This window comes from Streptomyces parvus (assembly GCF_032121415.1).
Classification (GTDB): Bacteria; Actinomycetota; Actinomycetes; order Streptomycetales; family Streptomycetaceae; genus Streptomyces; species Streptomyces globisporus_A.
Genome location: NZ_CP135079.1, coordinates 3,612,216 through 3,636,027 on the forward strand (window position 1 = coordinate 3,612,216; position 23,812 = coordinate 3,636,027).

The window sequence follows — 23,812 nt, forward strand, 5'->3', positions numbered from 1 at the left end:
GACCTTTCGGTTCGGTCAGTCGTCGATCCCGCCGTCCACCGGCCGGATCAGGACCGGGTACTCGGGCGCCCCGGCCGGCTGCGGACAGCGTGCCACGCGGGCGGCGATCTCGGTCACCCGCTCCAGGCTCTCGCAGTCGAGGACCCAGAACCCGGCGAGCAGTTCCTTGGTCTCGCTGTACGGCCCGTCCGAGACGACCGGCCGGCCCTCGGCGTCGACGCTGACGGCCCGGCCCGACGCGGGCTCGCGCAGCCCGTAGCCGGTGACCAGCTCGCCCGACTCGGCGAGGTCGTCGTTGATGCTGCCCATGTACGCGAACATCTCCTGCATGGCCTTCTCGTCCCAGGCCGGGCTGTCGGCGCTGCCCTTGCCGGTCTGCGCGTCGTAGTCCGCCTGGGTGCCCTGGACCATCACCAGATACTTCATGACCGTCGCCTCCTGGTCGCTCGTGTCGTTCCGTGGTCGTTCTTCCTCTTGCACAGGGGACGTCGGGGCCGATGAGGGCTTCTCGACACCACGCGCGAAATTCCTTCGGATTCACCCGGCGGGGTGGGGGGAACGGGCGTTCAGTAAAGTGCGGCTGCGCCTCGTTTCCGCTCGTCGCGCCCGCTTTCCACCCTCCTGAACCCCGAATCCTCCTGAGCCCCGAACGACGAGGTCCCGGCCCGTGCCCGCATCCCCAGCCCCGCGTCCGTACCCCGTCGCCGTCGTGGGGATCGGCGCGGACGGCTGGTCCGGGCTCTCCGGCACGGCACGGGAGGCGCTGCGCGGGGCGGAGGTGCTGATCGGCGGAGCGCGCCAGCTGGACCTGCTGCCGCCGGAGTGCGCCGGGGCACGGGTGGCCTGGCCGTCCCCGCTGCGGCCGGCCGTCCCGAGGCTGCTCGCCGAGCACGGGGAGCGCCGGATCGCGGTGCTGGCGAGCGGGGACCCGATGTTCTACGGGATCGGCCGGGCGCTCGCGGAGGAGCTGGGGCCCGAGGGGCTGCGCGTGCTGCCGCACCCCTCCTCCGTCTCGTACGCCTGCGCGCGGCTGGGCTGGCCGCTGGAGGACACGGAGGTCGTGACGCTGGTGGGCCGTCCGGCGGCGCGCCTGGCCGCCTCCCTGTACGAGGGGCGGCGGCTGCTCGTCCTGAGCGCGGACGCGAGCACGCCGGCGACGGTCGCGGCGCTGCTGACGGACCGGGGGTTCGGCCCGAGCAGGGTGCGGGTGCTGGAGCAGCTGGGCGGCGAGGGCGAGGAGCACGTCGAGGGCGTCGCGTCGCGGTGGGCGCACGAGCCCGGGGACCGGCTGAACGTCGTCGCGATCGAGTGCCGGGCGTCGGCGGAGGCGCTGCGGCTCGGCACGGTGCCCGGTCTGCCGGACGAGGCGTACGAGCACGACGGCCAGCTCACCAAGCGGCACATCCGGGCCGCCACGCTGGCCACGCTGGCGCCCGCGCCGGGGGAGTTGCTCTGGGACGTGGGGGGCGGCTCGGGCTCGATCGCGATCGAGTGGCTGCGGGCCCACCGGTCCTGCCGGGCGGTGAGCGTGGAGCGGGACCCGGTGCGGGCCGAGAGGATCACCCGCAACGCGGAACGCCTGGGCGTCCCCGGCCTGCGGGTCGTCACGGGCCCGGCGCCTTCGGCCTTGGCCGGACTCGGCGTTCCGGACGCGGTGTTCATCGGCGGCGGCCTGACCGCGCCGGGCCTGCTGGACGCGTGCTGGGAGGCGCTGCGGCCGGGGGGCCGGCTGGTCGCGAACACGGTGACGCTGGAGTCGGAGGCGCTGCTGGCCGAACGGCACAAGGCGTACGGGGGAGAGCTGGTGCGGCTGTCGGTCGCGCACGCCGTCCCGGTCGGCGGGTTCACGGGGTGGCGTCAGGCGATGCCGGTGACGCAGTGGTCGGTGACGAAACCTTCGGCTTCAGAGACACGTTCGTACAGAGGAGACAGACGATGACCGTGTACTTCATCGGCGCGGGCCCCGGCGCGGCCGACCTGATCACGGTGCGCGGCGCCCGGATCCTCGCCGCCAGCCCGGTCTGCCTGTACGCGGGCAGCCTGGTCCCGGTGGAACTGCTGGCCGAGTGCCCGAAGGACGCCCGCCTGATCGACACGGCGAACCTGGACATCGACCAGATCACCGCCGAGCTGGTCCGGGCCCACGCGGACGGCCACGACGTGGCGCGGCTGCATTCGGGGGACCCGTCGGTGTTCAGCGCGGTGAACGAGCAGATGAAGCGCCTGGACGAGGCGGGCGTGCCGTACGAGGTCGTCCCCGGCGTCCCCGCGTTCGCCGCTGCCGCCGCCGCGCTCAAGCGCGAGCTGACGGTCCCGACGGTCGGCCAGACGGTGATCCTGACCCGCATCGCCCAGCGCGCCACGGCGATGCCGGAGGGCGAGGACCTGGCGACCCTGGGCCGCAGCGGCGCGCTGATCGTGCTGCACCTGGCGGCACGGTACGTGGACCGCGTGGTCGACGAACTGCTCCCGCACTACGGGGCGGACTGCCCGACGGCGGTGGTGGCGATGGCGTCCCGCCCGGACGAGATCATCCTGCGCGGCACCCTGGACTCCATCGCCGCACAGGTGAAGGCGGCGGGGGTGATCCGGACGGCGGTCATCATGGTGGGCCGCACGCTGGGCGCGGAGCAGTTCCGGGACAGCCACCTGTACTCCCCGGAGCGGGACCGCCACGTGTGCTGACGGGGACAGGGGCGTGCCCGGCGGCGAACAGGTCGCTGCCGGGCACCGGTGCGCGTGGCGTGCTTCGCGTCAGCCCTTGATCTCGATCTCGCCGTTCGCCGCGGGTGCGTCCGGGGTGGTGGCCGGGGACGGGACCGTCGTCGTGCGGTTCTTCAGGTTCTCCAGGAGGGACGCGAGGTCGACGCCCGTCGTCGAGCTGAGCAGTTCCATGCCCTGCGCGACGTTGTCGGTGACCGTGCGGGCCAGCTGGCTCGCGCCGTCCGTGGAGATGACCGTCATCTTGTCGATGGCGCTCAGCGGCTCCGAGGCCTTCGCGACAACACTCGGGAGGACCTCGACGAGCATCTGGAGGACGGCCGCGTCGCCGTACCGGGCGAACGCGTCGGCCTTCTTCTGCATGGCCTCGGCCTCGGCCGCACCCTTGGCGGCGATGGACGCGGCCTCCGCCTCGCCCTCGATGCGGACCGCGTCGGCCAGAGCCGAACGGTGCAGCTTCTCGCCCTGACCGGTCAGGCGCGAACGCTCCGCGTCGGCCTCGGCCTCCTTGACCTGGGCGATGCGGCGGGCTTCCGCCTCCTGCTCGGCCCGGTAGCGGGCGGCGTCGGCGGGCTTACGGACCTTCGTGTCCAGCTCGCGGTCGGTCAGGGCGGCCTGGCGCTCGGCGACCTTCTCCTGCTCGGCGAGGACTTCCTGCTGGCGGGCCGCCTCGGCGAGCGGGCCCGCGGCGTTGGCCTTGGCGGCCGCGGCTTCCGTCTCGGCCTTGATCTCGGCCTGCTTCAGGTAGTACGTCCGCTCGGCGATGGCGATCTCCTCGGCCGCCTTCAGCCGGGCCTGCTCCGAGGCCCGCTTGGCGATGGCCTCGGCGATGTCCGCCTCCTGCTTGGCGCGGGCGGCCTCCGGGCGGCCGAGGTCCTCCAGGTAGGAGCCCTCGGTGGTGATGTCCTGGATCTGGAAGGCGTCCAGGATCAGGCCCTGGCCGGAGAGGCTGGCCTCGGCCTCCTCCGCGACCTGGCCGGCGAACGCGGCCCGGTCCCGGATGATGTCCTCGACCGACATGCGGCCGACGATCGCGCGCAGCGCGCCGGAGAGCACTTCCTGGGTGAAGCCGACGATCCCGTCCTGCTGCTGGAGGAAGCGCTGGGCCGCGGCGCGGATCGCGTCCTCGCTGCCGCCGACCTTGACGATCGCGACGCCTTCGAGGTTCGACTTGACGCCGCGCAGCGTCACCGCGCCGCGCACCGAGATCGGGATGTGGCGGCTGGAGAGGTCCAGGGTGAACTTCTGCTGGACGAACGGCACGACGAAGACGCCGCCGCCCACGACGACCTTCTGGCCGCTGTTGTCGATGCTGGTGCGTCCGGTGACCGGGTCCGTCGACTTCTTGCCGCGGCGGCCGGTGATGATGAACGCTTCGCTGGGCCCGGCCACCTTGTAGCGCGTGATGACGACGAGGCCGAGCAGGACGAGGAGTACGACGATGCCGATGACGGCGATGACTACTGGACTCATGAGGTCTGTCCCCCCTGCCTCCCTTGGGGGACGGCAGATCGTTGTGGAGCGGGCCGTGCTGTGGAGTTGACCGGGGTGGGGCGGTGGGCTCGGGGCGGGCGGGTGGAGCCGGTGATGCGTGGTCAGCGCTCCACCGGGCGTACCGCGACCGACGTGGTCGACAGGGCCTCTTCCACCCAGATCTCGGTCCCGCGCGCGACGGGCGTCGCCGATTTGGCCGCGTACTTCACCGGCTGGCCGCCCAGGCGCAGCAGCACCTCGCCGTAGCCCCCGGCGGGGATGGCCGTCACCACGGAACCCGAGGTGCCGACCAGGTCGGATTCGCGCGGGGTGGCGTGCGTCTGGTCGCGCATCAGGGCCCTGCTGAGTTTCCAGGTCAGCCAGCCCGCGACCAGGCCGGCGGCGCCGCCGACGACGGTGGCCACGAGCGTCCCCGCACCGGTCGCGCCGAGCACGATCGCTCCGCCGAAGCCCAGCATCGAGAGGAAGCCGGCGATCACCGGCAGCGAGAGCAGTCCGTCGAAGAGACCGTCCACCACGCCGTCGAAGAGACCTTCGAGGACCCCGTCGAAGATCAGGGAGAGGGCCAGCAGGACGATTCCCGCAATGCCGAGACCGAGAAAGAAGGTCACGCGATCACTCCCCTGCCTGTCGACTTCCCCCGAGTGTTTTTCGTCGATCTGGCTGGATGGTCCCATACGCGGTCCGCTCCGGTCACTGCCGGGATCCGGCAATCTTTACGCGTCTTTGATGCCGGACAGACGGTTCGTGAGGGTGTCGAGTGACTGGAAGGTCGCTCCGAGCAACGACACGTGCTTCCAGCGCAGGACCCCGTCCGGGCCGATGAGGAAGACCGCCCGCCGCACCCCGATGCCCGGCGCGGAGACCCCGTACGCCTTGGCGATCTCCCGGCCCTCGTCGGCCAGGAGCGGCATGCGCAGGCCGAAGGCGCGGGCGAACGACTCATGGCTGTCCACACCCTGTGGACTGATTCCCCAGACGTCGGCGTCGAGGCCCTCGAAGGCTTCCATGCCCGAGGAGTACGAGCACAGCTGCTTCGTGCAGACCGAGGTGTTGTCCCCCGGGTAGAACGCGAGGACCACGGATCGGCCACGGGCGGCGGAGAGGCGGTAGTCGGCGCGGTCGAAGGTCTCGCCCGACAGGACTCCGCCCGGGAGGGAGAAGTCGGGTGCCGTGCTGCCGAGTTGGGGGCCTGATGCCATGGGAAGGCTCCTTCTGTGTCTGGTACGCGGACGCTCCGAGGTCGTGACCGTACCGGGGGCGGCACTTTCCGGGGCCGGTGAGTCGTTGATCCGGCGGGATGCCGTCGGGTTCCGTCGGGTTCCATCGGCATCCGTCGAGCCGTTCGCCCATCCGGGGCGGCCTCGGCGCCGAATACGGGGAGAGGGGCGCCCGGGCCCCGCACCCGGACCTGGAGGTACGCGTGGCCCAACGACCGCCGTCGGCAGCGGTTCTCGTCCTGCACGGAGGGCGCGAGACCGGTACGGAGCCCCCGCCGCCGGGTCTCCTCAATCTGCCCGGCACCCGTATGCGCCCCTTCGTCCGGGCCGTCGACCGGGCCGCCCGCGCCACCGGAGGCAACGTTCTCGTGACGCAGGTGCGGTACGGCCGCCGGGGCTGGAACGGCGACCGCGCGGACCCCCTCCACGACGCCGTGGCCGCCCTCGACGCGCTGCGGGAGGCAGCGGGCGACGACCTGCCGGTGGTGCTCCTGGGCCACTCCATGGGCGCGCGCGCCGCCCTCCGCGCCGCCGGGCACCCTCTCGTGCGGGGCGTCGTCGGGCTCGCTCCGTGGTGTCCGCCGGGGGACCCGGTCACCCAGCTCGCAGGCCGTGACATCGTCCTCGTCCACGGCAACCGGGACCGGCTCACCAGTCCCCAGGCCACCCAGTCCCTCACCGCCCGGGCCCGCCGCGCCGGCGCCCGTACGTGCATGGTCACCGTCCGGGACGGTGACCACGCCATGATCCGGCGGGCCTCCGCCTGGCACCGGCTCACCACCGGGCTGGTCACCGGACTGCTGGGTTCCGGCAGTCTGCCGGGTCCGATCGGCGACGCCCTCGCCCTGCCGCCCACCGCCGAGGCCACCGAAGGCACCCTCGATCTGGACCTCGATCTGGACCCCGGCCCGGGCCCGGATCCCGGGCGGTTCCGGGCCCGGACGCGCGCCTAGGGCCTGGCGAGAGTCCCGGGCCCCGCCTGCCCTCCTGCGGATGCGGTACGGGAGGGCGCGGCCGACGATGGAGGCTCGGGGGCCGACGAGCGGTGGGAGGCATGCTCTTGCAGGCCGACACATGCGACGACGGCATGCCGTCGTTCTTCGATCCGAAGACCGTCGCGGCCCTGTTCGACGGCAATCCCGCCGCCGTGGCGGTGCTCGACCACGATCTTCGCTACACCTACGTCAACCCCGCCCTCGAACGGCTCAACGGCCTCCCCGCCCGCTCCCACATCGGGCGGACCTTCTCCCAGGTGCTGCCCGGGCTGCACGGCCAGGCCGCCGCCCTGCGCGAGGTGCTGGCCGACGGCAAGCCCCGGGAAGTGACGATCAGCGGGCGGACCTGGGCGCCGACCGAGGAGGAGCAGCAGCTCTGGCGGGCCACGTACCACCGGCTCGACGCGGAGGGGGAGGGCTGCGGGCTGATGGCGATCGTCGTCGAGATCACCGACATCGCCCGGCAGCGCGAGGAACTGGAGCAGGCCCGCGGCCATGTCGCCCTGCTCTCCACCGCCGCCGTCCGGATCGGCACCACCCTCGACATGGACACCACCTGCCGGGAGCTGGCCGACTTCGTGGTGCCCGACTTCGCCGACGTCGCGGTGGTCGACGTGTTCCCCGCCGAGGTGGGGCACTCCGTACGCCGCCCGGCCCCCGGCGTCGTACGGCTGCGGCGGGCCGCCCTGCAAGGTCACGGAGAACTCGACGCGCCGGTGCAGCGGTTCGGCCACCCCGGCGAGTACGTCGACTTCGCGGCGGACTCCGCGGTGAACCGCTGCCTGACGGAGAACGAACCGGTCATCGACGACTGGGACGACCGCGGCGAGGAGCGCGGAGGCCCCACCGCGGACCGGATCGCCGCCACCCGGGCGTTCGGGCTGCGCCAGGTGCTCGTCGTCCCGCTCACCGCCCGGAGCCGTCCGCTCGGCACGCTCAGCCTCGTCCGGGCCGAGGGCTCCCCCGCCTTCGGCGACCAGGACGTGGCCGTCGCCCGGGAACTCGCCGTCCGGGCGGGCGTCGACCTCGACCACGCCCGCCGGTACGACCACGAGCACAGCATCGCCCGCGAGCTTCAGCGCTCCCTGCTCTCCGAGCCGTGGGGCCCCCACTCCCACGTCGAGGTCGCCACCCGCTATCTCCCCGCCGACGAGGGCGTCCTGGTCGGCGGGGACTGGTTCGACGTCGTACCGCTCCAGGACGGCCGGCACCTCAAGGCGATGGGCGACGTGATGGGCCACGGGGTGGAGGCGGCCGTCGCGATGAGCCAGTACCGCTCGCTGCTGCGGCTGCTGGCGGGGGAGGACCTGCCGCCGCACCAGATCCTGGAGCAGCTCGACACCATGGTGGAGCGGTCCGGCCTGGACCGGGCGGCGACCTGTCTGCTCGCCGTCGTCGACCGGTTCGGCGGGGTGTGCGAGGTGGCCAGCGCGGGCCATCTGCCCCCGGTCTTCATCGACCCGGGCGCCACCGGGGCCCGGGTCGTGCCGGTGCCGGTGGGGCCGCCGCTCGGCACGGGGTTCGGCGGCTACCGGACCGCGTCCGTGCCCTGCCGCCCGGGGACCGTGCTGTTCATGTACACCGACGGTCTCGTGGAGCGCCGGGGCGAGGACATCGATGTGTCCGTGCAGCGGCTGGCCTCGCTGACCGTGCCGCCGGGCGGTCACCTGGAGGACTTGCTGGACCGGGTGCTGGACCGGTTCGGCGAGGACGCGGAGGACGACATCGCCGTGCTCGCCTCCCGGATCCGCGAGGGCCCACCGGTGGTCCGGCCGACCCCGCCGGAGTGACCCCCCGGGGTGCTTCTCGCTGTCCGGCGGAGTGCCCCTTGCGGAACCGCGGAGTGTCCCCGGCCTCCGGAGCGGTGGTCGCGGTCTGCCTCAGCCCGGTTTTAGGCTCGTGATGCCGTACAGGTCCGGCCGGTCGATCACCGGTTCCGGGCCGCGGTACATCCGCGCCGTGTCGAACGACGGGGCCAGGCCCAGTTTTCCGGCCGGCCGCGCGCCACCGGATTGACCTCGGGTACGTCGACGGCGACCGGGCGGTCCCGTGCGGGTGGCCGCGACCGCGCTGACCGGGGCCGCCGCCACGGCGGGCGAGTCGGCGTACAGGGGGCCGATCCCGGGACGCGGCGCGGCAGGCCCGCAGCACCGCGAGGCCCTGGAGCCCGCCGTCCCCGGCCGCCGCGAGGGCCGTGCGGCCGGGGCGGTGGTCCAGGCGCGGAAGCGGGGCGGTTTCCGGCCCTTCGGGCGGGGCCGGAGAGGGCGCGCTCAGGCCGCTTGCGGGTTCTCCCGCTTCCGGCTGCGCAACTGCCGCAGGACGAGGGCGGCCGACGTGATCAGCGGCAGGATCCCCGCCACCGCGTCGGCGGTGTTCAGCTTGTCGTGCGTGCCCTTGGCCCGGCGGACCTGCTTGGACGCCCTGACGACCGCGAGCGCGCTGCTGCCCAGGCTCATGACGAGCCCGGTCTTGCTGCCGCGCAGGCCCCGGGCGGGCGTCGCGGACCGTTTCTTCGCCATCGGGGACACCTCCAGTCGGCGGGGCCCGCCCGTTCGCGGACCCGCCCTCCCCGTCCACGTAACCGGGTCTCCGCCGCCCCCGCAAACGCGGGAGGCCCCTCGCGGCACCCCGGCGCCATCCCTCGTTCACGTCACGTCCGTGCGGGGGTCGTCGGGCCTTGCGATGGTCCCCGGGGGGAAGACCATTTCGCGGAGGGGATGTCCATGAACAGATCGAGGGCACGGCTGCCGAGGCGCGGAGCGCTGCTGGTGGCCGGGGTGCTGGCTGCGGGCACGGTGGTGGCCGGGGCGGGCACCGGGGCGGCGGCAGCGGACCCGTGCGCCGGGGACGGGCCGCTGCCGCGGACCTGCGCGCAGCCGGGGGACCTGATCGACGTCACGCTCGGCGAACTGCACCCCACCCAGGCGGTACTCGGCTTCGACCAGGTCTTCTACAAGCTCGGCCGGTACGGCGGCGGCCGCGACGAGGCGGCGGGCGACGTCAACAAGCGCTTCGACGACTGGTGCGAGACCAACGGCCAGGAGGAGGCGGCCTCGGCCGGTCCCGGCGCCCGGTTGGACGACCCTTCGAGCTTCTCCTGCACCGTGCCGGTCGGGCAGGAGACTGCCGAGACGATCGCGCCGATGAAGACGGCCGTGATCGGGCCCGGCGGCAAGCTGTACCTCACCGACGGGCACCACACGCTGACGTCCTTCCTGGAGGGGCCCGACGGCTCCCCCCGGATGCATGTCCGGCTCCGCGTCACCGACAACTTCAGCGCGCTGTCCCCGGCGGCCTTCTGGCAGCGGATGACCGCCGAGAAGAAGGTGTGGCTGCGCGACGGGAACAACCGGCCGCTCGGCGTGGAACAGCTTCCGGACCGGCTCGGCATCACGCACTTCCGCGACGACCCCTACCGCAGCCTCGTCTACTTCACCCGGGACATCGGTTACGAAGTCCCCGACGGGGCGACGGAGTTCCTGGAGTTCTCCTGGGGGGCCTGGCTGCGCGGCGAGCACGACACGGCCGCGTACGACCTGACCGCCCCGGGCCCCTACCTGGACCTGGTGAAGCGCGCCTCGAAGTCGATGGCGGCGCTCGCCCCCGACGCGGTCGTCGACGACGGGAAGACCGCCGCCCAACTCGGCCGGATCGACGAGTGGAACGGCGGGAAGAAGGAGACGGGCGGGGAGTTCGCCAAGCTGGCCAGACCGCTGAGCGACCCCAAGCCGGGCAAGCTCGCCGAGGCCCTGGAGTACAAGGCCCGCGTCCTGCCCCTGCCCGCCTGCACCACCACGGTCACCGGGCCCCGCGACGGGCCCCTGGTCGTGACCGGCGGCGTCACCTGCCTGGAGCGGGCCGCTCAGCGCGGCCCCGTCGTCGTCCGCCCGGGGGCGGCCCTCGTGGTCACCGGCTCCACGGTGGAAGGCCCGCTCCAGGCCGACCGGGCGACCGCGGTCCACCTGTGCGGTTCGCGCGTCGCCGGGCCCGTCGTGGTGAGCCGCAGCTCCGGCCCGGTACGGATCGGGGGCCCGGGCTGCACCGCGAACACCATCGCGGGACCCGTCGTGCTCACGGGCAACGCCGCACGCTGAGCAGCGGCAGCCCTCCGCCCGGCCCTGGCCGCCCGCGCTCTCAGACGAACGCGTACGCCACCGTCGTCGCCGCCCCCAGGCCCGCGCCCGCCAGCGTCTGGGCGACGGTGTGGTAGCCGAGGGCGACCCGGGACCAGCAGACCGCCGCGGTCAGCGCGTACGCGGCGATCCACCAGGGGGAGTGCACGACGGCGAGGAGCGAGACGGCCGCCGAGGCCACCGCCGAGTCGACCGAGATCTTCCACACCGTGTTGACGGCCAGCAGACCGATCGTCATCACCCACAGCGCGAGCATCGCGACGAGGATCCCGGTCGGCGCGTTCCCCAGCACCATCACCACCGAGCCGGCACCGATCGAGCCCAGGATCACGAAGAAGATCGGCGCCCGTTTCGTACGGTCCACCACGTGGCGGTCGCCCCAGGTGCCGCGTCCGCGCTCCCACTCGATGTACCCGGCCGGGATCAGCCCGGCGCAGAGCGCCCCGAGGAAGCCCCAGAGCAGCCCGGTCCAGTCGCCGCCCGCCGCCGCGAGGCCGATCCCGAGCATGCCCGCCAGCAGGACGTTGCGCGGCTGGAGGACGTCGGTGACGGTGCGCGCCGCAAAGGCCGTGCGGGCGGGGGCGGCGGGGGTTTTCCCGCCGTTCGTGGTGGCCGTGCCGCCGGTCATGCGCTCGTCTCCGTCGTGCGGGTGGTGGTCGTGCGGGCGGGTTCGGCCGACGCGGCGGCCAGGACGGCGCGGGCGCGCTCCTCGTCGACCGTCCGGTACGCGGCGGCGACCCGGACCAGCCGGGCCACCTCGCCGTCCTGGTCCGCGGCGTGCTGAGAGGCGACCGTCGCGGCGCCCCCGGCGGGCGCGCCGGACTCCTTCGCGAGCAGGGCGGCCCGGATCCAGTAGGCGTCGGTGAGGGGCGCGGCGCGGCGCGGATCGTCCGTGTCGCGGGCGGCGGCCCGTCCGGCGGCGTCGAGCAGCCCGTCGGGCACGTAATGGCGGAGCTTCTCGGCGGCGTCCGCGATGTCGGCGGCCCAGCGGTCCACCCGCAGGTCGGCCGGGACGTTGAACCGGGTCAGCTCGCGGGGCAGGGAGGCGGGCGGGTCGAACGGCTGCTCCGGGAACGCGGTCATCAACTCGTGCCAGAGGGCGTGCAGTTTCACCTGGGCCCGCCACAGCCTGGCCCGGCGGGCGCCGGCCGCGAAGGCGGGGATGGACGCGCCGAGGGCGAAGAAGGCGAACAGCACCAGTTGCGCGGCCTCGGTGATCTGGTCGAAGCGCAGGGCGAACGCCTCGGTCGGCTCGTCGACCACGCTGATCCACAGGAAGAGCGTGCGGCTGACGGTGTAGCCGACGCCGATGAACATCGCGAACGTCATCATGCCGAGCCCGATGCGCAGATGGCGGCGGCGGGCGTCGAGGGTGGCCAGCGCCCACTGGAAGGCGCAGACGGCGGAGGCGGCCCCGAGGTAGAGGTAGAAGACGCTCATGTAGAGCGTGGCGCCCCACTCCCCGGCGTGGTCGGAGACGAAGCGGTCCGAGGGCTCGGAGCGGTCGACGACGGTGAAGAACAGGACGGTCAGCAGGATCAGCGTGGCGACGGAGGCCTTGGCCGCCAGCTTCTGGACGAGCCGCGCGAACCGTACGTGGCGGGGGACCGCGCCCTCTTCGGGGTAGCTGCCGTAGATGGCCACGATGTAGCTGAGGATGGCCAGAATTGCCACCGTGGCGGTGTAGTGCTTGATGAGGACGGCGAGGTCGGTGACGGCGCTGTTGTTGAGGCCGATGCGGACCGCCTCGGTCTTCGTCCACAGGGCGATGGCGAATCCGGCGTAGCAGCCCCACAGGGCCCGGCGTCGGCGGTCCTCCTCGTCGCCCCACAGGGCAGCGGGCATACGCCACAGGGCAACGGCCGTCATCAGGCCCGCTATGAGGTAGCCGGCGAGATCGAGGGGGGTCACGGCGGTGTTCGTCCTCGGGGTCGGGGGCGGAGGCCGGTGGCACGTGTCAGGTGTCGCCGGACCGTCTTCCGGGGAAGAGGCCGCGCCTCCGGTGGGCCACCGGGCGGGACAGGGAGTTGTCCAGCCGCCCCACCATGTCATCGGTGGTGAGGTCCCGCGCCATCCGGGGGATCAGGGAGGCACCGAATTCGGCCATGCGTTCGTCATGGGTGTCGTACTGGGACCGGGCCTGGACGGTGCCGCCGCCGGAGGCGAAGGACTCGGCGGCGGCCGGGGAGATCGTCCGGGCGATCAGCGAGGTGTCGAAGACCGGCAGGAGTGTGCGCAGTTGCTCCGCGTCGAGCGTCGTGCCGTGGTCGAACCACTCGTGGCACAGCTCGTGCAGGATCACGTGCTGGGTCTGGTACGCGGTGGGCCTGCGGCGGTAGAGGACGAGGCTGATGGAGCCCGCCTTCAGGCGCAGCCCGCAGGCGGCGTTGACGCGGGCGAGACGGTCCGGCATCTCGTGCAGCCGGATCGTGCGCCCGCTGGCCTCCTCCATGTTCGCGACGAGTCCGTCCAGCGTGAAGGGAACCGGGATGGGCAGGTCGGCGAGCCCGGCCTCGCACTCTTTCCGCAGTTTCCGCAGGGACATGACGAAGACGCTACGCTGCCGGGCCCGGGGGAGGGTGCTTCACCGCGGAATCTCTCCCGCCGCTCCGCCCGTTCCCCCGCTCCCGGGGCCGTCCTTCTCCCGAGCGGCGTCCTCCAGCAGGGACAGGGCGAACCGCAGCAGTTCCGGCGGGAGCCCGTCGTCGTCCAGACCCCGGCCGGCCAGGCCGCTGATCTCCCCGGTGCGCCGCTTGGCCAGGAACTGGAGCCCGGCGACGACGTCGTCGACGACCTCGGACTCCTCCTTGAAGAAGCGCCAGTCCACGCCGAACCCCAGCCCGAGGGCCTTGAGGATGTCCTCGGAGGGCTGGGTGACCTTGCCGGCCAGGATGTTGGAGAAGTAGCTGTGCGACAGCGAGCCGCCGCGGTCGCGGACCAGCTCGGCGAAGACCCGGCCCGAGATCTTCTGGCCGGGGAAGGTCTTCTCGACCATGTACTCGACTTTTTCCCGCAGCGAGTCGAGGCGGGGCAGCTCACCCGGGCCGGGGGCGTCGACGGCCTCCGGACCGCGTTCGTCGCCGTCGTCCATGGCCATCCGGGCCTCCACGATCATCTCGGAGTCGGAACTGAGCTTGCGCAAACACTCTACGTCACTGTTAACTCGAAAAAACACGGGCAGGGGGCCACGAGGGGAGTCCCTTGCCCGTGAATGACCCTGTGCCCCGCCGCGCCCGGAGCAAGCTCCGGGCTCCGGACAGGGGTGTAGCCCTTCACGACGGGGGATGCGTGAAGGGCTACGCGTGCATTATGGCCCCGCGGTACTCCCGACGACAACTGACCGGTCGGTCAGTGATCCGCGGAAGGGCCGTGAGGGCAGATCTGCGCTGCCCTGCGCGGCCACCTGAATCTGTTCCGGTCGCGATAGACATGCCCTCGCGGGGCGATTAGGGTTTCTTGTGCAGTCACGGGAAACAGTGGTACGCAGCAGAGGTGCACCCCGCAGGCGTACGGCGCCCGGCTCCTCCGGGCGCGCGTGACGGAAGAGGTGCAGATGCCCCCGGAGACCCCCTCGCACGCCGCCGGCCGGCTCGACGACGACGACTACCCCGCCTACACGATGGGGCGAGCCGCGGAGATGATCGGTGCGACGCCGGGGTTCCTCCGGGCGATCGGCGAGGCCCGCCTGATCACCCCGCTGCGGTCCGAGGGCGGACACCGCCGCTACTCCCGCTACCAGTTGCGCATCGCCGCCCGCGCCCGCGAGCTGGTCGACGGCGGCACGCCCGTCGAGGCCGCCTGCCGCATCGTCATCCTGGAGGACCAGCTGGAGGAGGCGCTGCGCCTCAACGAGGAGCTGCGCGGCCGCGCCGGTTGAATATCTGCATTCGACAGCACAGAATTTCGCGCAATGCGCGATGAAGCTTTTTGCAGTCCGGTCCTGCCGGCGATTTCAGCACTGCCTCTTCCCGAGCATCGTGCTAGTCTTGATCTCAGTTGCAGTTGTGGTTCCCAAAAAACTTCAAGTGCTCCTGCCGACCGGATGTCGGCGGGCGCACTTTTGTCTTTCCGGTGTTCTTGTTTCTTCCGGACGGGGTAATCATCGCGGCGACGTGGGGTCCGCACAGTGCGGGCCCACGGGCTCTGCGCCCTTAAAGGAGATATGACATGGCTACTGGCACCGTGAAGTGGTTCAACTCGGAAAAGGGCTTCGGCTTCATCGAGCAGGACGGCGGCGGCGCCGACGTCTTCGCCCACTACAGCAACATCGCCTCCAGCGGCTTCCGTGAGCTGCAGGAAGGCCAGAAGGTGAGCTTCGACGTCACGCAGGGCCAGAAGGGCCCGCAGGCCGAGAACATCGTCCCCGCCTGATCAGTCAGGCAGCACGGCGCAGCTGGGGCCCGCACCTTGGGGTGCGGGCCCCGGCTCGTTGTCGTTTCCAGGGCCCGCTGCGCGCGGCCCTTGGCGGAGCCGCGCCCGGTGACCTGATTCCCGGCGGCCGGGCTCCGTCTTCCTTTGTCATTTCATCGGCTCGTTCTTGCGATTCCGGGTGCCGTTCACGGTCGCTTCCCGAAAAAGAATCCCTCGATACGTGCCCATCGAGGAAAGGTTCTGCATGAATCGCGAACGCACCCCCCGCTCGAACGACCGATTTTCCGGGAGCCGTTCCGGCGGCGCCCCCCGCTACTCCGGCGGTGGCGGCGAGCGCCGGGCCGCGGGCTTCGGCGGCGGGCCCAAGCGGTCCGGCGGCTCGGGGCGGTCCGGTGGCTACAGCCGCCGTTCCCCCTCCGGCGCCAAGGGCGAGTTCGCCCTGCCGGTGACCGTCACCCCGGCGCTCCCCGCCGTCGAGACCTTCGGTGAGCTGGACATGCCCGCACCGCTGAAGACGGCGCTCGCCGCCGAGGGCGTGACCGTGCCCTTCCCGATCCAGGGCGCGACCCTGCCGAACTCGCTGGCCGGCCGGGACGTCCTTGGCCGCGGCCGCACCGGCTCCGGCAAGACCCTCGCCTTCGGCCTCGCGCTGCTGGCCCGCACGGCCGGCCGCCGCGCCGACGCCAAGCGCCCGCTCGCCCTGGTCCTCGTCCCCACCCGGGAACTGGCCCAGCAGGTCACCGACGCGCTCACCCCGTACGCCCGGTCGCTGAAGCTCCGTCTCGCCACCGTGGTCGGCGGCATGTCCATCGGCCGGCAGGCGAGCGCGCTGCGCGGTGGGGCCGAGGTCGTCGTCGCCACGCCGGGCCGTCTCAAGGACCTGATCGAGCGCCGCGACTGCATGCTGGACCGGGTCACCGTCACGGTCCTCGACGAGGCCGACCAGATGGCCGACATGGGCTTCATGCCGCAGGTCACCGAGCTGCTCGACCAGGTGAACCCGGACGGGCAGCGGATGCTCTTCTCGGCCACGCTGGACCGCAACGTCGACCTGCTGGTGCGTACGTACCTGAAGGACCCGGTCGTGCACTCCGTCGACCCGGCCGCCGGCGCGGTCACGACGATGGAGCACCACGTGCTGTACGTCCAGGGCGCCGACAAGTACGCCACCACGACGGAGATCGCCGCCCGCGACGGCCGCGTGATCATGTTCCTGGACACCAAGCACGCCGTGGACAGGCTCACCGACCATCTGCTGCAGAGCGGGGTCCGGGCGGCGGCGCTGCACGGCGGCAAGTCCCAGCCGCAGCGCACCCGCACCCTGGAGCGGTTCAAGACCGGGCACGTCACGGTGCTGGTCGCCACCAACGTCGCGGCGCGCGGCATCCACGTCGACAACCTCGACCTGGTCGTCAACGTGGACCCGCCGACCGACCACAAGGACTATCTGCACCGCGGTGGCCGGACCGCCCGCGCCGGGGAGTCCGGCAGCGTCGTCACGCTGGTGCTGCCGAACCAGCGCCGGGAGATGACCCGGCTGATGGCGGACGCCGGGATCAGGCCGCAGATCGCCCAGGTCCATTCCGGCGAGGCCGAGCTGAGCCGGATCACCGGTGCGCAGGCGCCCTCCGGTGTCCCGGTCGTCGTCACCGCCCCGCCCAAGGAGCGCTCCGGCCGCGGTGGCGGCGGCGCCTTCATGGGCCGTGGTACCCGGCGCGGCGGCGCGGCCCCGGTCCGGCGCGGCCGCCCCGGAGTGCCGACGCCCGAGGAGCGGGCGGCTGCCGTGCAGCGCCGCAAGAACCGCGCGGCGTGACCCGTACGGCCCCGGTGCCACCGTCAGGTGACTGTCTGTAACAACGTGCCGGGGTCGGCGTCGGTCCCCGACCCGGGGCCCTGCCGCCCCCAGGATGGGCGCCATGATGAGGAAGCTGACCGTGTTGGGCGTGGCGGTGGTGGCGTCCACGCTGCCCGCCGCCGTCACCGTCGCCCGAGCCGACGAGACGCACACCGGCTCCCACAACGGCCCGCAGGTGGCCCTGATCACGACGGGCCAGATCGACGATCCGCTGGAGGACGTCCTGGAGCACGTCGCGGTGCTCGGCCGGACCGTCGTCGTGGATCACTGAACCCCCGCCTCCGACCCGGCCGTTCGGCGGCGTCTCAGGACGCCCGGGCGGCCGGTGGCTTCTGCCGGGCCCACGCCATGCGCGGCTCCAGCAGCGGGCGCAGCAGCCGCCGGACCGGAGGCGTGCAGAGCAGGGTGATGACGACGACCGCGCCCAGGGTGACGGCGACCGTGCCCAGCGTGGTGTCGAAGAACGGGTCGTCGTAGAAGCCGCCGTACTTCAGGCCCCGGACGACGAAGCCGTGGAGCAGGTACCCGTACAGCGTGCAGGTGCCGAGCGCGGTCATCCAGCTCCTGCCCTTGGGCACCCACGCGAGGAAGCAGGCGCCCAGCACGAGCGCGGCCAGGAACAGCAGCACGGTGACGGTCGGTCCGGTCCACTCGGCCATGTCCAGCTGGTCGGTGCTGCTCTTGCGGTAGAACCACGAGGTGGACGTCCGGGGCACCAGCCAGTACGCCGCGAGCAGCCCGAGGGCGAACACCGGCACCGAGACGATCCGCACCCAGGTGGAGCGCAGCATCTGGAAGTGTTCGGGGCGCAGCCGCATGCCCAGTACGTAGAACGGCAGGAACTGCAGGATGCGCTGGACCTGGAGGGACCCGTCGGCCGCCGGTGACACCGTCGCGAAGGCGGCGATCGCGAGGGAGACCAGCACCGGGAAGCGCACGGTCTGCCAGACCGGGGTGGACAGCCGCCAGAGGAACAGGGCGGGCAGGAACCACAGCAGCCAGTAGGGCGACAGCAGCGAGAGGGCGAAGTCCGGCCGGTGCGTCGCCCGCTCGAAGAGCGTGTAGACCACCTCGAAGAGGACGTAGGGCACCAGGAGGCTGGTGACCAGCTTCCACACCCGGTCCGGCCGCAGCTCGAAGTTCCGCGAGAAGTAGCCCGCCACGAGGATGAACACGGGCATGTGGAACGTGTAGATGAAGGTGTACGCGGCCTCGACGAGGCGGCCGGAGGGCAGCGGCTCCCACGCGTGTCCGATCGCCACCAGCACGATCGCCAGGTACTTCGCGTTGTCGAAGAAGTGGTCCCGGCCGTCGGCCGGCGGCTTTCCGGTCTCCGGGGCAGCGGCGGCAGCGGCGGTGGGGCGCGGCTGCTCGGAGGTGAGAGGGGCAGGCATCCTGACACCCTAGAACGCGGAGGCGCTCCCTCCAGCCGCTGTGTCGTGCATCACTTCCGGACGGTCCGCGCGGGCGGCTCCGCTCCCCCTCGGCGTCCAGGGACCGTACGGCTCGGTGAGGGCGTGGCGAACCAGCCCGTACCGCTCGGTGAGGCACGGCCGACCGGCCGCCTACGGCTGCGACCGCTCGGGGTCCTCCTCCGTCGGTACGCACAGCACCGGGACCGTCGACATGTGCAGCAGCTTGTGCGGGGTCGAGCCCAGCAGGGCCCCGCGCATCGGGCTCTCGCCCCAGGTGCCGACCACGATGACCCGGGCCCCGTGCCGTTCGGCGGCGTCCAGCAGGGCCTGTGCGGGCTTCTCGTCCAGCACCTCGACCGAGGCCGGGACGCCCGCCTCCTCGGCGGACGCGAGCGCGTGCTCCAGGCCGGTGCGCCCGGCCTGCCGGATCGCGTCGTAGTGGCTGCGGTACTCCGCGCCGTCCCGCAGCCCCGGGGCGGCGGCCCCGTAGACCATCACCAGCTCCTCCCCGTACGCGGCCGCCACCTCGATGGCGATGCGCAGGGCGCGGGCGGCGCCGGGGGATTCGTCGTAACCGAGGACGACCGACATCTCAGGGCCCCTTTCGGCTCGGGGCGTGCACCAGCTCCGGGTCCGCGACCCCCGGCCGCTCCTGCCAGAACACCGCGTCGCGCAGCCGCCACACCACCATGAGGAACACGCCGGCCAGGGCGATCGCGATACCGATGACGAGCGGCGGGCCGAGCCCGAACCAGGAGGTGCCGCTGTAGGAGTTGGCCGGGTCGGACATGTCGATGACCGAGCGCACCAGCAGCCAGGTCAGCAGCCCGGCGCCGACCACCGGTCCGAGCCCGATGAGCAGGAAGTTGCGCAGGTTCTCGGTGAGATGGCGCCGGTAGTAGACGGCGCAGGCCACCCCGGTGAGCGCGTAGTAGAAGGCGATCAGCAGGGACAGCGCGGTGAGGGAGTCGAAGAGGGCGTTGGCGGAGATCTGGTTGACGACCAGATACCAGGCGATGGCGATCCCGGCGACCCACCACGTACTCACGTCCGGGGTGCGGAACCGGGGGCTGATGTGGCCGAAGTGCCGCGGCAGCGCCTGGCGGCGGGCCATGGACAGGGCGGTCCGGGAGGCCGGGATGATCGTCGTCTGGGTGGAGGCGATCGCGGAGGTGGCCACCGCCAGCAGCAGGATCCAGTCCCACCCGCCCAGGACGTCCCCGGCGAGCTGGGCGAAGATGAACTCCTCCTCGCCCGCGTTCTCCGCCAGGAACGCCGTCCCGGCGAAGGCGACGACCGCGATGGCGACCGACAGGTAGGTCACCAGGAGCACGACGGTGGACCACAGGCCCGCCCTGCCGGGCGCGCTGGCCGAGTCCTCGGTCTCCTCGGTGAGGTTGACCGCGGACTCCCAGCCCCAGTAGATGAACACGCCGAGCAGCAGCCCGCCGGTCAGCGCGGCGCCGCCCGCGCCGAAGGGGTCGAGCCAGCCGACGGACGGCTCGATCGAGTCGAAGCCGGTCGTGCCCGCGTACACCCGGTAGAGCGTCACCCCGACGAAGACCAGCAGGAACGCGATCTGGAGGAGGATCAGCACGTTCTGCACCTTGGCCGACAGCTCGGTGCCGATGACGCAGAGCCCGGTCATCACGATGATCAGCAGCACGGTGAGCAGCTGGCGCGCGAAGTCGTTCTCGACCCAGCCGTCCAGACCCAACGCCAGCAGCGTGAAGCTCACCGCCACATCGGCCAGCGAGCCCACCACCAGGACACCGGTCATCGTGATCGCCCAGCCGCCGAGCCAACCCGCCCACGGGCCCATCGCCCGGGTCACCCAGGAGAACGTCGTACCGCAGTCCTGGTCGACCTTGTTCAGGTAGTAGAACGCCGAGGCGATCAGCAGCATCGGCACGAACGAGGCGAACATGACGCCCGGGGCGTAGATCCCCACCAGGGCGACGATCGGGCCGATGACGGCGGCCAGCGAGTACGCCGGAGAGGTCGCGTTCAGACCGATGACGAGGGCGTCGACGAACCCGATCGCATTCGGCTTGAGGCCGACATCCGGTTCGTCCCGCACACGGTCGTGGGCCATGGTTCCTCGCTCCGCCGGGCACCCCCGCCGGGAGCGGGCGATGATCCGGATCTCATCGTAAGAAGACCTGGCGGAACCCGCATTCCGGACGGAACGCCCGGGCTGCGGGACGAGCTCGCGGAGGCCCGGTGCCACGTCACCCGATCGGCCCGCTCCTCTGCGAACCAGGAGGCCAGGGCGCAGGGTGGAATCCATGTGGTCCCGCCGACTCGTCCTGGGCGTCCTGGTCCTGCCCCTGGCCCTCCTGGTGTTCGGGGACGGTCCGGCGTTCCGTGCGCCGGGGGCGGAGCTGGCCACCGGACCCCGCCCGCCGCGCGGGCTCCCGCAGCCGGCCATGGTCAGCCGCCGGGACTGGCACGCGGACGAGAAGCTGGTCCGGGAGGGCCCGCACTACACGGGGGCGGCCCGGGCGGTGTTCATCCACCACACCGGCAACCCCAACGACTACGACTGCGCGGACGCCCCCCGGCTGATCCGGGCCGTCCAGCGCGACCACATCCGGCAGGACGGCTGGGACGACATCGGCTACAACTTCCTCGTCGACCGCTGCGGCACCATCTACGAGGGCCGGGCCGGCGGCGCCGGCCGCTCGGTGCTCGGCGCCCACACCAAGGGGTTCAACGCCGACACGGTCGGCATCGCGGCGATCGGGAACTTCGGCGCGGGGGCGAAGGTGCCGAAGCCGATGACGGACGCGCTGGTGCGGCTCGCCGCCTGGAAGCTGCGGCCCGGGGCGGACCCGCTGGGCACCGTCGACCTGGTCTCGACGAACGACGAGAGCCGCTTCGACGAGGGGCAGGTGGCCCGTCTGCACGTCATCTCCGGCCACCGCGACAGCTTCGAGACCCGCTGCCCCGGCGACGCGCTCTACGCGCTGCTGCCCGAACTGCGGGAGCGCGCCGCGAAGCTGCGCGCCGCCGTCCCCGGCCACTCGGCGGCGGCCCGGCTGCGCCCGTCCCTCTGAGCCTCTTGCCTTCGAGCCGGGCGATGCGAGGGGCTACCGGGCGACGAACTGCGTGAGTATCGCCTGCACCTCGTAGATGTCGACGCCCTTGGTGAACGTCTTCTGGAGCGGGGTCGGAGTGCCCGATATCCAGATCTTCAGCTCGGCGTCGAGGTCGAACGTCCCGGCCGTCTCGACGGCGAAGTGCGTGATGCTGCGGTACGGCACGGAGTGGTACTCGGTCTTCTTGCCGGTGATGCCCTGCTTGTCGACGAGGATCAGCCGCCGGTCGGTGAACAGGATCGTGTCGCGGATCAGCAGGAACGCGGCGTGCACCTGCTCGCCCTGCCCGAGCAGCTTCGCGTAGTCCTGCTGGGCGGTGGCCGGGTTGATCGTGTGGGCGTTGCCGAACAGTGCCATGGGGCCCCGTTTCTCCGTTGTGCGTCAGGAGGCGTAAGAAGTACGTACGCACTTGTATGAAGTACGTCCGTGCGGGTGTTCCGGTTCCCGGGCCCGGCCGGCACATCCCCACTACAGCGGTACGACCGTCGCCTCCGTCGCCTTCACGCTGGTCCAGACGGCGCTCCCGTCGGCGATGCCCAGCTCTGCCGCGGCCCCCGGGGTGATCTCCGCGACCAGGTCCGGGGCCTCGGACGAGGTGATCAGCAGCCGTAGCCGGCTGCCGCCCGAGGTGATCTCGCGGACCGTGCCCGGCCAGACGTTCCGCGGGGAGCCGGTGGGCCTCTCCCGGTGTACGGAGACGGCTTCGGGCGCGATGACCGCGAGGGCGTCCGTGCCCGCCGGGAGGGGCTCGGCGACCACGAGATGGCCGCCGCCCTCCGGCGCGAGCCCGTCGGCGGTCGCGGTGCCGGGCCAGGCGTTGCGGCCCAGCATCCGCGCCACCCAGGGGGAGCGCGGGTGGCGGGCGACCTCGGCGGGCGGCTCGTCCTGAAGGGCCCGGCCGTCCTCCAGCACCAGGACCCGGTCGGCCAGCGAGACCGCCTCGACCGGGTCGTGGGTGACGATCAGACAGACCCCGCCGAACTCCGCGAGGTGCCCGCGCAGGGCGTGCCGCACCCGGGCCCGGGTGGTCTGGTCGAGGGCGGCGAGGGGCTCGTCCAGCAGCAGGAGGCGCGGGCGGGCCGCCAGCGCGCGGGCCAGGGCGACCCGCTGGGCCTGGCCGCCGGAGAGCTGGGCGGGCTTGCGGTGGGCGAGGTGGCCCACCCCGAGCCGGTCCAGCCGGCCCTGGGCCTCGCGGCGGGCCTCGGCGCGCGGCACGCCGTGGGCGCGGAGCCCGTACGCCGTGTTGGCCAGGGCGCTCAGATGCGGGAAGAGGGCGCCGTCCTGGGGGACCCAGGCCACGCCCCGGCGGTGCGGGGGGAGGCCCGTGACGTCGTCGTCGCCGAGGCGGAGTTCCGCGTGGGCGCGGGGGGTGAGGCCGAGGAGGGCCCGCAGCAGCGTCGTCTTGCCCGCGCCGTTGGGGCCGACCACCGCGATGGTGGTGCCGGGGCCGGCGTCCAGGGTGAGGCGGGTGAAGCCGGTGACGTCGGCGTGCAGCGGCCACGGCTCGGGCCGGGCCGTGCCGAGCGGGTCGGCGGAGGGCGCGGGGAGGGGGTCCGGGACCGGGGCGGCCGGGTCGTCGGGGCGGGCCGCCGCCGCCCGGCTCGCGGGGTCCCGCTGCTCGCCCGGGGTGCCGGTCCAGCGGCCCCGCAGCGCGATGAGCACGACCATCGCGATGGCCAGGAGCAGCAGCGACACGGAGGTGGCGGCCTCCGGCGAGTCCTGGAGCAGCAGATAGACCTGGAGCGGCAGGGTCTGCGTGGCACCGGGGAGGTTTCCGGCGAAGGTGATGGTCGCGCCGAACTCGCCGAGCGCCCGCGCCCAGGTCAGGGCCGCTCCGGCGATCAGCCCGGGGGCGACCATCGGCAGCGTCACGGTGAGGAACACCCGGATCGGGGAGGCCCCGAGCGAGGCGGCGGTCTCCTCGTACCGGGGGCGGAGCCCGCCGAGCGCGCCCTCCAGCGAGATGACCAGGAACGGCATCGCGACGAACGTCGCCGCGAGCACCGCTCCCGAGGTGTGGAAGGGGAGCGTGACGCCGAAGGTCTCCTCCAGCCAGGGGCCGAGCAGCCCGCGCCGCCCGAACGCCAGCAGCAGGGCGACACCGCCGACCGTGGGCGGCAGCACCATCGGCAGCAGCACCAGCGAGCGGACGAACGCCTTGCCGGGGAACGGCACCCGGGCCAACAGCCAGGCCAGCGGCACCCCGAGCAGCAGGGAGAGCCCGAGCGCCCACAGGGAGACCAGCAGCGAGAGCCGCAGCGCCTCGGTGGTGGCCTCGGCGGTGAGGTGGTCGCCCAGCTCCCCCCAGGAGGTGCGGACCAGGATCCCGGCGAGCGGCAGCATCAGGAACGCCACGGCCAGCAGGGCGGGCACCGTCAGCAGCAGGGGCGGGCGGGCCCCGGGCGTACGGCGGAGTGCCGGTCGTCTCATGGTGACCTCGTCGGGCGGCGGGGGGCGGACGGTGCCCGGCGGGCCCGTAGGAGACGGTACGGGCCCCGCCGGGACGA

The 23,812-nt window shown here is 72.7% G+C and carries 24 protein-coding genes; 10 read left to right on the forward strand and 14 right to left on the reverse strand.

Annotated elements, in window-relative coordinates; genetic code table 11:
• Positions 1-15 precede the first annotated feature (15 nt).
• Complete coding sequence (locus RNL97_RS17190; RefSeq protein WP_030578987.1) at positions 16-426, reverse strand: YciI family protein; 411 nt, start codon at positions 424-426, stop codon at positions 16-18.
• Between the two features lie 241 nt (positions 427-667).
• Between RNL97_RS17190 and RNL97_RS17195 the strand changes: the two genes are divergently transcribed.
• Together RNL97_RS17195 and cobM are read left to right on the forward strand one after the other, a co-directional pair.
• Positions 668-1,939 (forward strand): bifunctional cobalt-precorrin-7 (C(5))-methyltransferase/cobalt-precorrin-6B (C(15))-methyltransferase, encoded by a 1,272-nt coding sequence (locus tag RNL97_RS17195; protein ID WP_030578985.1) that lies wholly within the window; start codon positions 668-670, stop codon positions 1,937-1,939.
• A complete protein-coding gene (cobM, locus tag RNL97_RS17200) occupies positions 1,936-2,685 on the forward strand; it encodes a precorrin-4 C(11)-methyltransferase (protein WP_030578982.1) in 750 nt (249 codons plus the stop codon). Before RNL97_RS17195 ends, cobM begins: the two co-directional genes overlap by 4 nt.
• A gap of 69 nt (positions 2,686-2,754) precedes the next feature.
• On the opposite strand, the gene RNL97_RS17205 is transcribed toward cobM, so the two are convergent.
• The 3 genes from RNL97_RS17205 to RNL97_RS17215 all read right to left on the reverse strand — a co-directional run bounded on the left by RNL97_RS17205 (position 2,755) and on the right by RNL97_RS17215 (position 5,417).
• Positions 2,755-4,194 carry a flotillin family protein gene (locus RNL97_RS17205; RefSeq protein WP_030578979.1) on the reverse strand — a complete coding sequence of 480 codons (1,440 nt, stop codon included), beginning with the start codon at positions 4,192-4,194 and terminating at the stop codon, positions 2,755-2,757.
• Positions 4,195-4,316: 122 nt separating this feature from the next.
• Positions 4,317-4,826, reverse strand: coding sequence for a hypothetical protein (locus RNL97_RS17210; protein WP_030578976.1), 510 nt, complete (start codon positions 4,824-4,826; stop codon positions 4,317-4,319).
• A gap of 105 nt (positions 4,827-4,931) precedes the next feature.
• Entirely contained in the window at positions 4,932-5,417 is a 486-nt protein-coding gene (locus RNL97_RS17215) for a peroxiredoxin (protein ID WP_030578974.1), read from the reverse strand.
• A 221-nt stretch (positions 5,418-5,638) separates the two neighbouring features.
• On the opposite strand from RNL97_RS17215, the gene RNL97_RS17220 reads away from it, so the two are divergent.
• A complete protein-coding gene (locus RNL97_RS17220; protein ID WP_243314478.1) occupies positions 5,639-6,388 on the forward strand; it encodes an alpha/beta fold hydrolase in 750 nt (249 codons plus the stop codon).
• A gap of 101 nt (positions 6,389-6,489) precedes the next feature.
• A complete protein-coding gene (locus tag RNL97_RS17225) occupies positions 6,490-8,220 on the forward strand; it encodes a SpoIIE family protein phosphatase (RefSeq protein ID WP_243314480.1) in 1,731 nt (576 codons plus the stop codon).
• Between the two features lie 480 nt (positions 8,221-8,700).
• On the opposite strand, the gene RNL97_RS17235 is transcribed toward RNL97_RS17225, so the two are convergent.
• On the reverse strand, positions 8,701-8,949 hold the full coding sequence (locus RNL97_RS17235; RefSeq protein WP_030578965.1) for a hypothetical protein: 249 nt from the start codon (positions 8,947-8,949) through the stop codon (positions 8,701-8,703).
• 204 nt (positions 8,950-9,153) lie between these two features.
• Between RNL97_RS17235 and RNL97_RS17240 the strand changes: the two genes are divergently transcribed.
• Entirely contained in the window at positions 9,154-10,524 is a 1,371-nt protein-coding gene (locus RNL97_RS17240) for a ParB/Srx family N-terminal domain-containing protein (RefSeq protein WP_243314482.1), read from the forward strand.
• A gap of 40 nt (positions 10,525-10,564) precedes the next feature.
• Here RNL97_RS17240 and RNL97_RS17245 read toward each other — a convergent pair whose 3' ends face one another.
• Genes RNL97_RS17245 through RNL97_RS17260 form a run of 4 tightly spaced genes read right to left on the reverse strand, consistent with a single transcriptional unit; the run spans position 10,565 to position 13,705 of the window.
• Positions 10,565-11,191, reverse strand: coding sequence for a phosphatase PAP2 family protein (locus RNL97_RS17245; RefSeq protein ID WP_030578959.1), 627 nt, complete (start codon positions 11,189-11,191; stop codon positions 10,565-10,567).
• Positions 11,188-12,474: an MAB_1171c family putative transporter gene (locus RNL97_RS17250; RefSeq protein WP_030578957.1), complete on the reverse strand. Its 1,287-nt coding sequence runs from the start codon at positions 12,472-12,474 to the stop codon at positions 11,188-11,190. The genes RNL97_RS17245 and RNL97_RS17250 overlap by 4 nt, the downstream gene beginning before the upstream one ends.
• A gap of 46 nt (positions 12,475-12,520) precedes the next feature.
• Positions 12,521-13,108, reverse strand: coding sequence for a hypothetical protein (locus tag RNL97_RS17255; protein WP_030578954.1), 588 nt, complete (start codon positions 13,106-13,108; stop codon positions 12,521-12,523).
• A 39-nt stretch (positions 13,109-13,147) separates the two neighbouring features.
• Positions 13,148-13,705 carry a hypothetical protein gene (locus RNL97_RS17260; RefSeq protein WP_387971353.1) on the reverse strand — a complete coding sequence of 186 codons (558 nt, stop codon included), beginning with the start codon at positions 13,703-13,705 and terminating at the stop codon, positions 13,148-13,150.
• Positions 13,706-14,116: 411 nt separating this feature from the next.
• Between RNL97_RS17260 and RNL97_RS17265 the strand changes: the two genes are divergently transcribed.
• From RNL97_RS17265 to RNL97_RS17280, 4 genes are all read left to right on the forward strand, one after another.
• Positions 14,117-14,440 (forward strand): MerR family transcriptional regulator, encoded by a 324-nt coding sequence (locus RNL97_RS17265; protein WP_030578952.1) that lies wholly within the window; start codon positions 14,117-14,119, stop codon positions 14,438-14,440.
• 290 nt (positions 14,441-14,730) lie between these two features.
• Positions 14,731-14,934, forward strand: coding sequence for a cold-shock protein (locus tag RNL97_RS17270; protein ID WP_006126182.1), 204 nt, complete (start codon positions 14,731-14,733; stop codon positions 14,932-14,934).
• A 244-nt stretch (positions 14,935-15,178) separates the two neighbouring features.
• A complete protein-coding gene (locus tag RNL97_RS17275; protein ID WP_030578948.1) occupies positions 15,179-16,747 on the forward strand; it encodes a DEAD/DEAH box helicase in 1,569 nt (522 codons plus the stop codon).
• Positions 16,748-16,850: 103 nt separating this feature from the next.
• Entirely contained in the window at positions 16,851-17,060 is a 210-nt protein-coding gene (locus RNL97_RS17280; RefSeq protein WP_030578945.1) for a hypothetical protein, read from the forward strand.
• Between the two features lie 34 nt (positions 17,061-17,094).
• Here the strand turns inward: RNL97_RS17280 and RNL97_RS17285 are convergent, their stop codons facing one another.
• The 3 genes from RNL97_RS17285 to RNL97_RS17295 form a co-directional block, all read right to left on the reverse strand.
• The gene (locus RNL97_RS17285) at positions 17,095-18,183 is read right to left on the reverse strand and encodes an acyltransferase family protein (RefSeq protein WP_313750917.1); all 1,089 of its coding nucleotides are present in this window, start codon (positions 18,181-18,183) and stop codon (positions 17,095-17,097) included.
• Positions 18,184-18,354: 171 nt separating this feature from the next.
• Positions 18,355-18,795, reverse strand: a complete 441-nt coding sequence (locus RNL97_RS17290; protein ID WP_030578939.1) for a universal stress protein — start codon at positions 18,793-18,795, stop codon at positions 18,355-18,357.
• Between the two features lies 1 nt (position 18,796).
• Positions 18,797-20,299, reverse strand: coding sequence for an APC family permease (locus tag RNL97_RS17295; protein ID WP_313750918.1), 1,503 nt, complete (start codon positions 20,297-20,299; stop codon positions 18,797-18,799).
• Positions 20,300-20,492: 193 nt separating this feature from the next.
• Here RNL97_RS17295 and RNL97_RS17300 point away from each other — a divergent pair, with 193 nt between their 5' ends.
• Positions 20,493-21,263, forward strand: a complete 771-nt coding sequence (locus tag RNL97_RS17300; RefSeq protein WP_030578933.1) for a peptidoglycan recognition protein family protein — start codon at positions 20,493-20,495, stop codon at positions 21,261-21,263.
• A gap of 33 nt (positions 21,264-21,296) precedes the next feature.
• On the opposite strand, the gene RNL97_RS17305 is transcribed toward RNL97_RS17300, so the two are convergent.
• Complete coding sequence (locus RNL97_RS17305; RefSeq protein ID WP_010063099.1) at positions 21,297-21,662, reverse strand: PH domain-containing protein; 366 nt, start codon at positions 21,660-21,662, stop codon at positions 21,297-21,299.
• Between the two features lie 111 nt (positions 21,663-21,773).
• A complete protein-coding gene (locus RNL97_RS17310; RefSeq protein WP_030578929.1) occupies positions 21,774-23,735 on the reverse strand; it encodes an ABC transporter permease in 1,962 nt (653 codons plus the stop codon).
• Between the last annotated feature and the right edge of the window lie 77 nt (positions 23,736-23,812).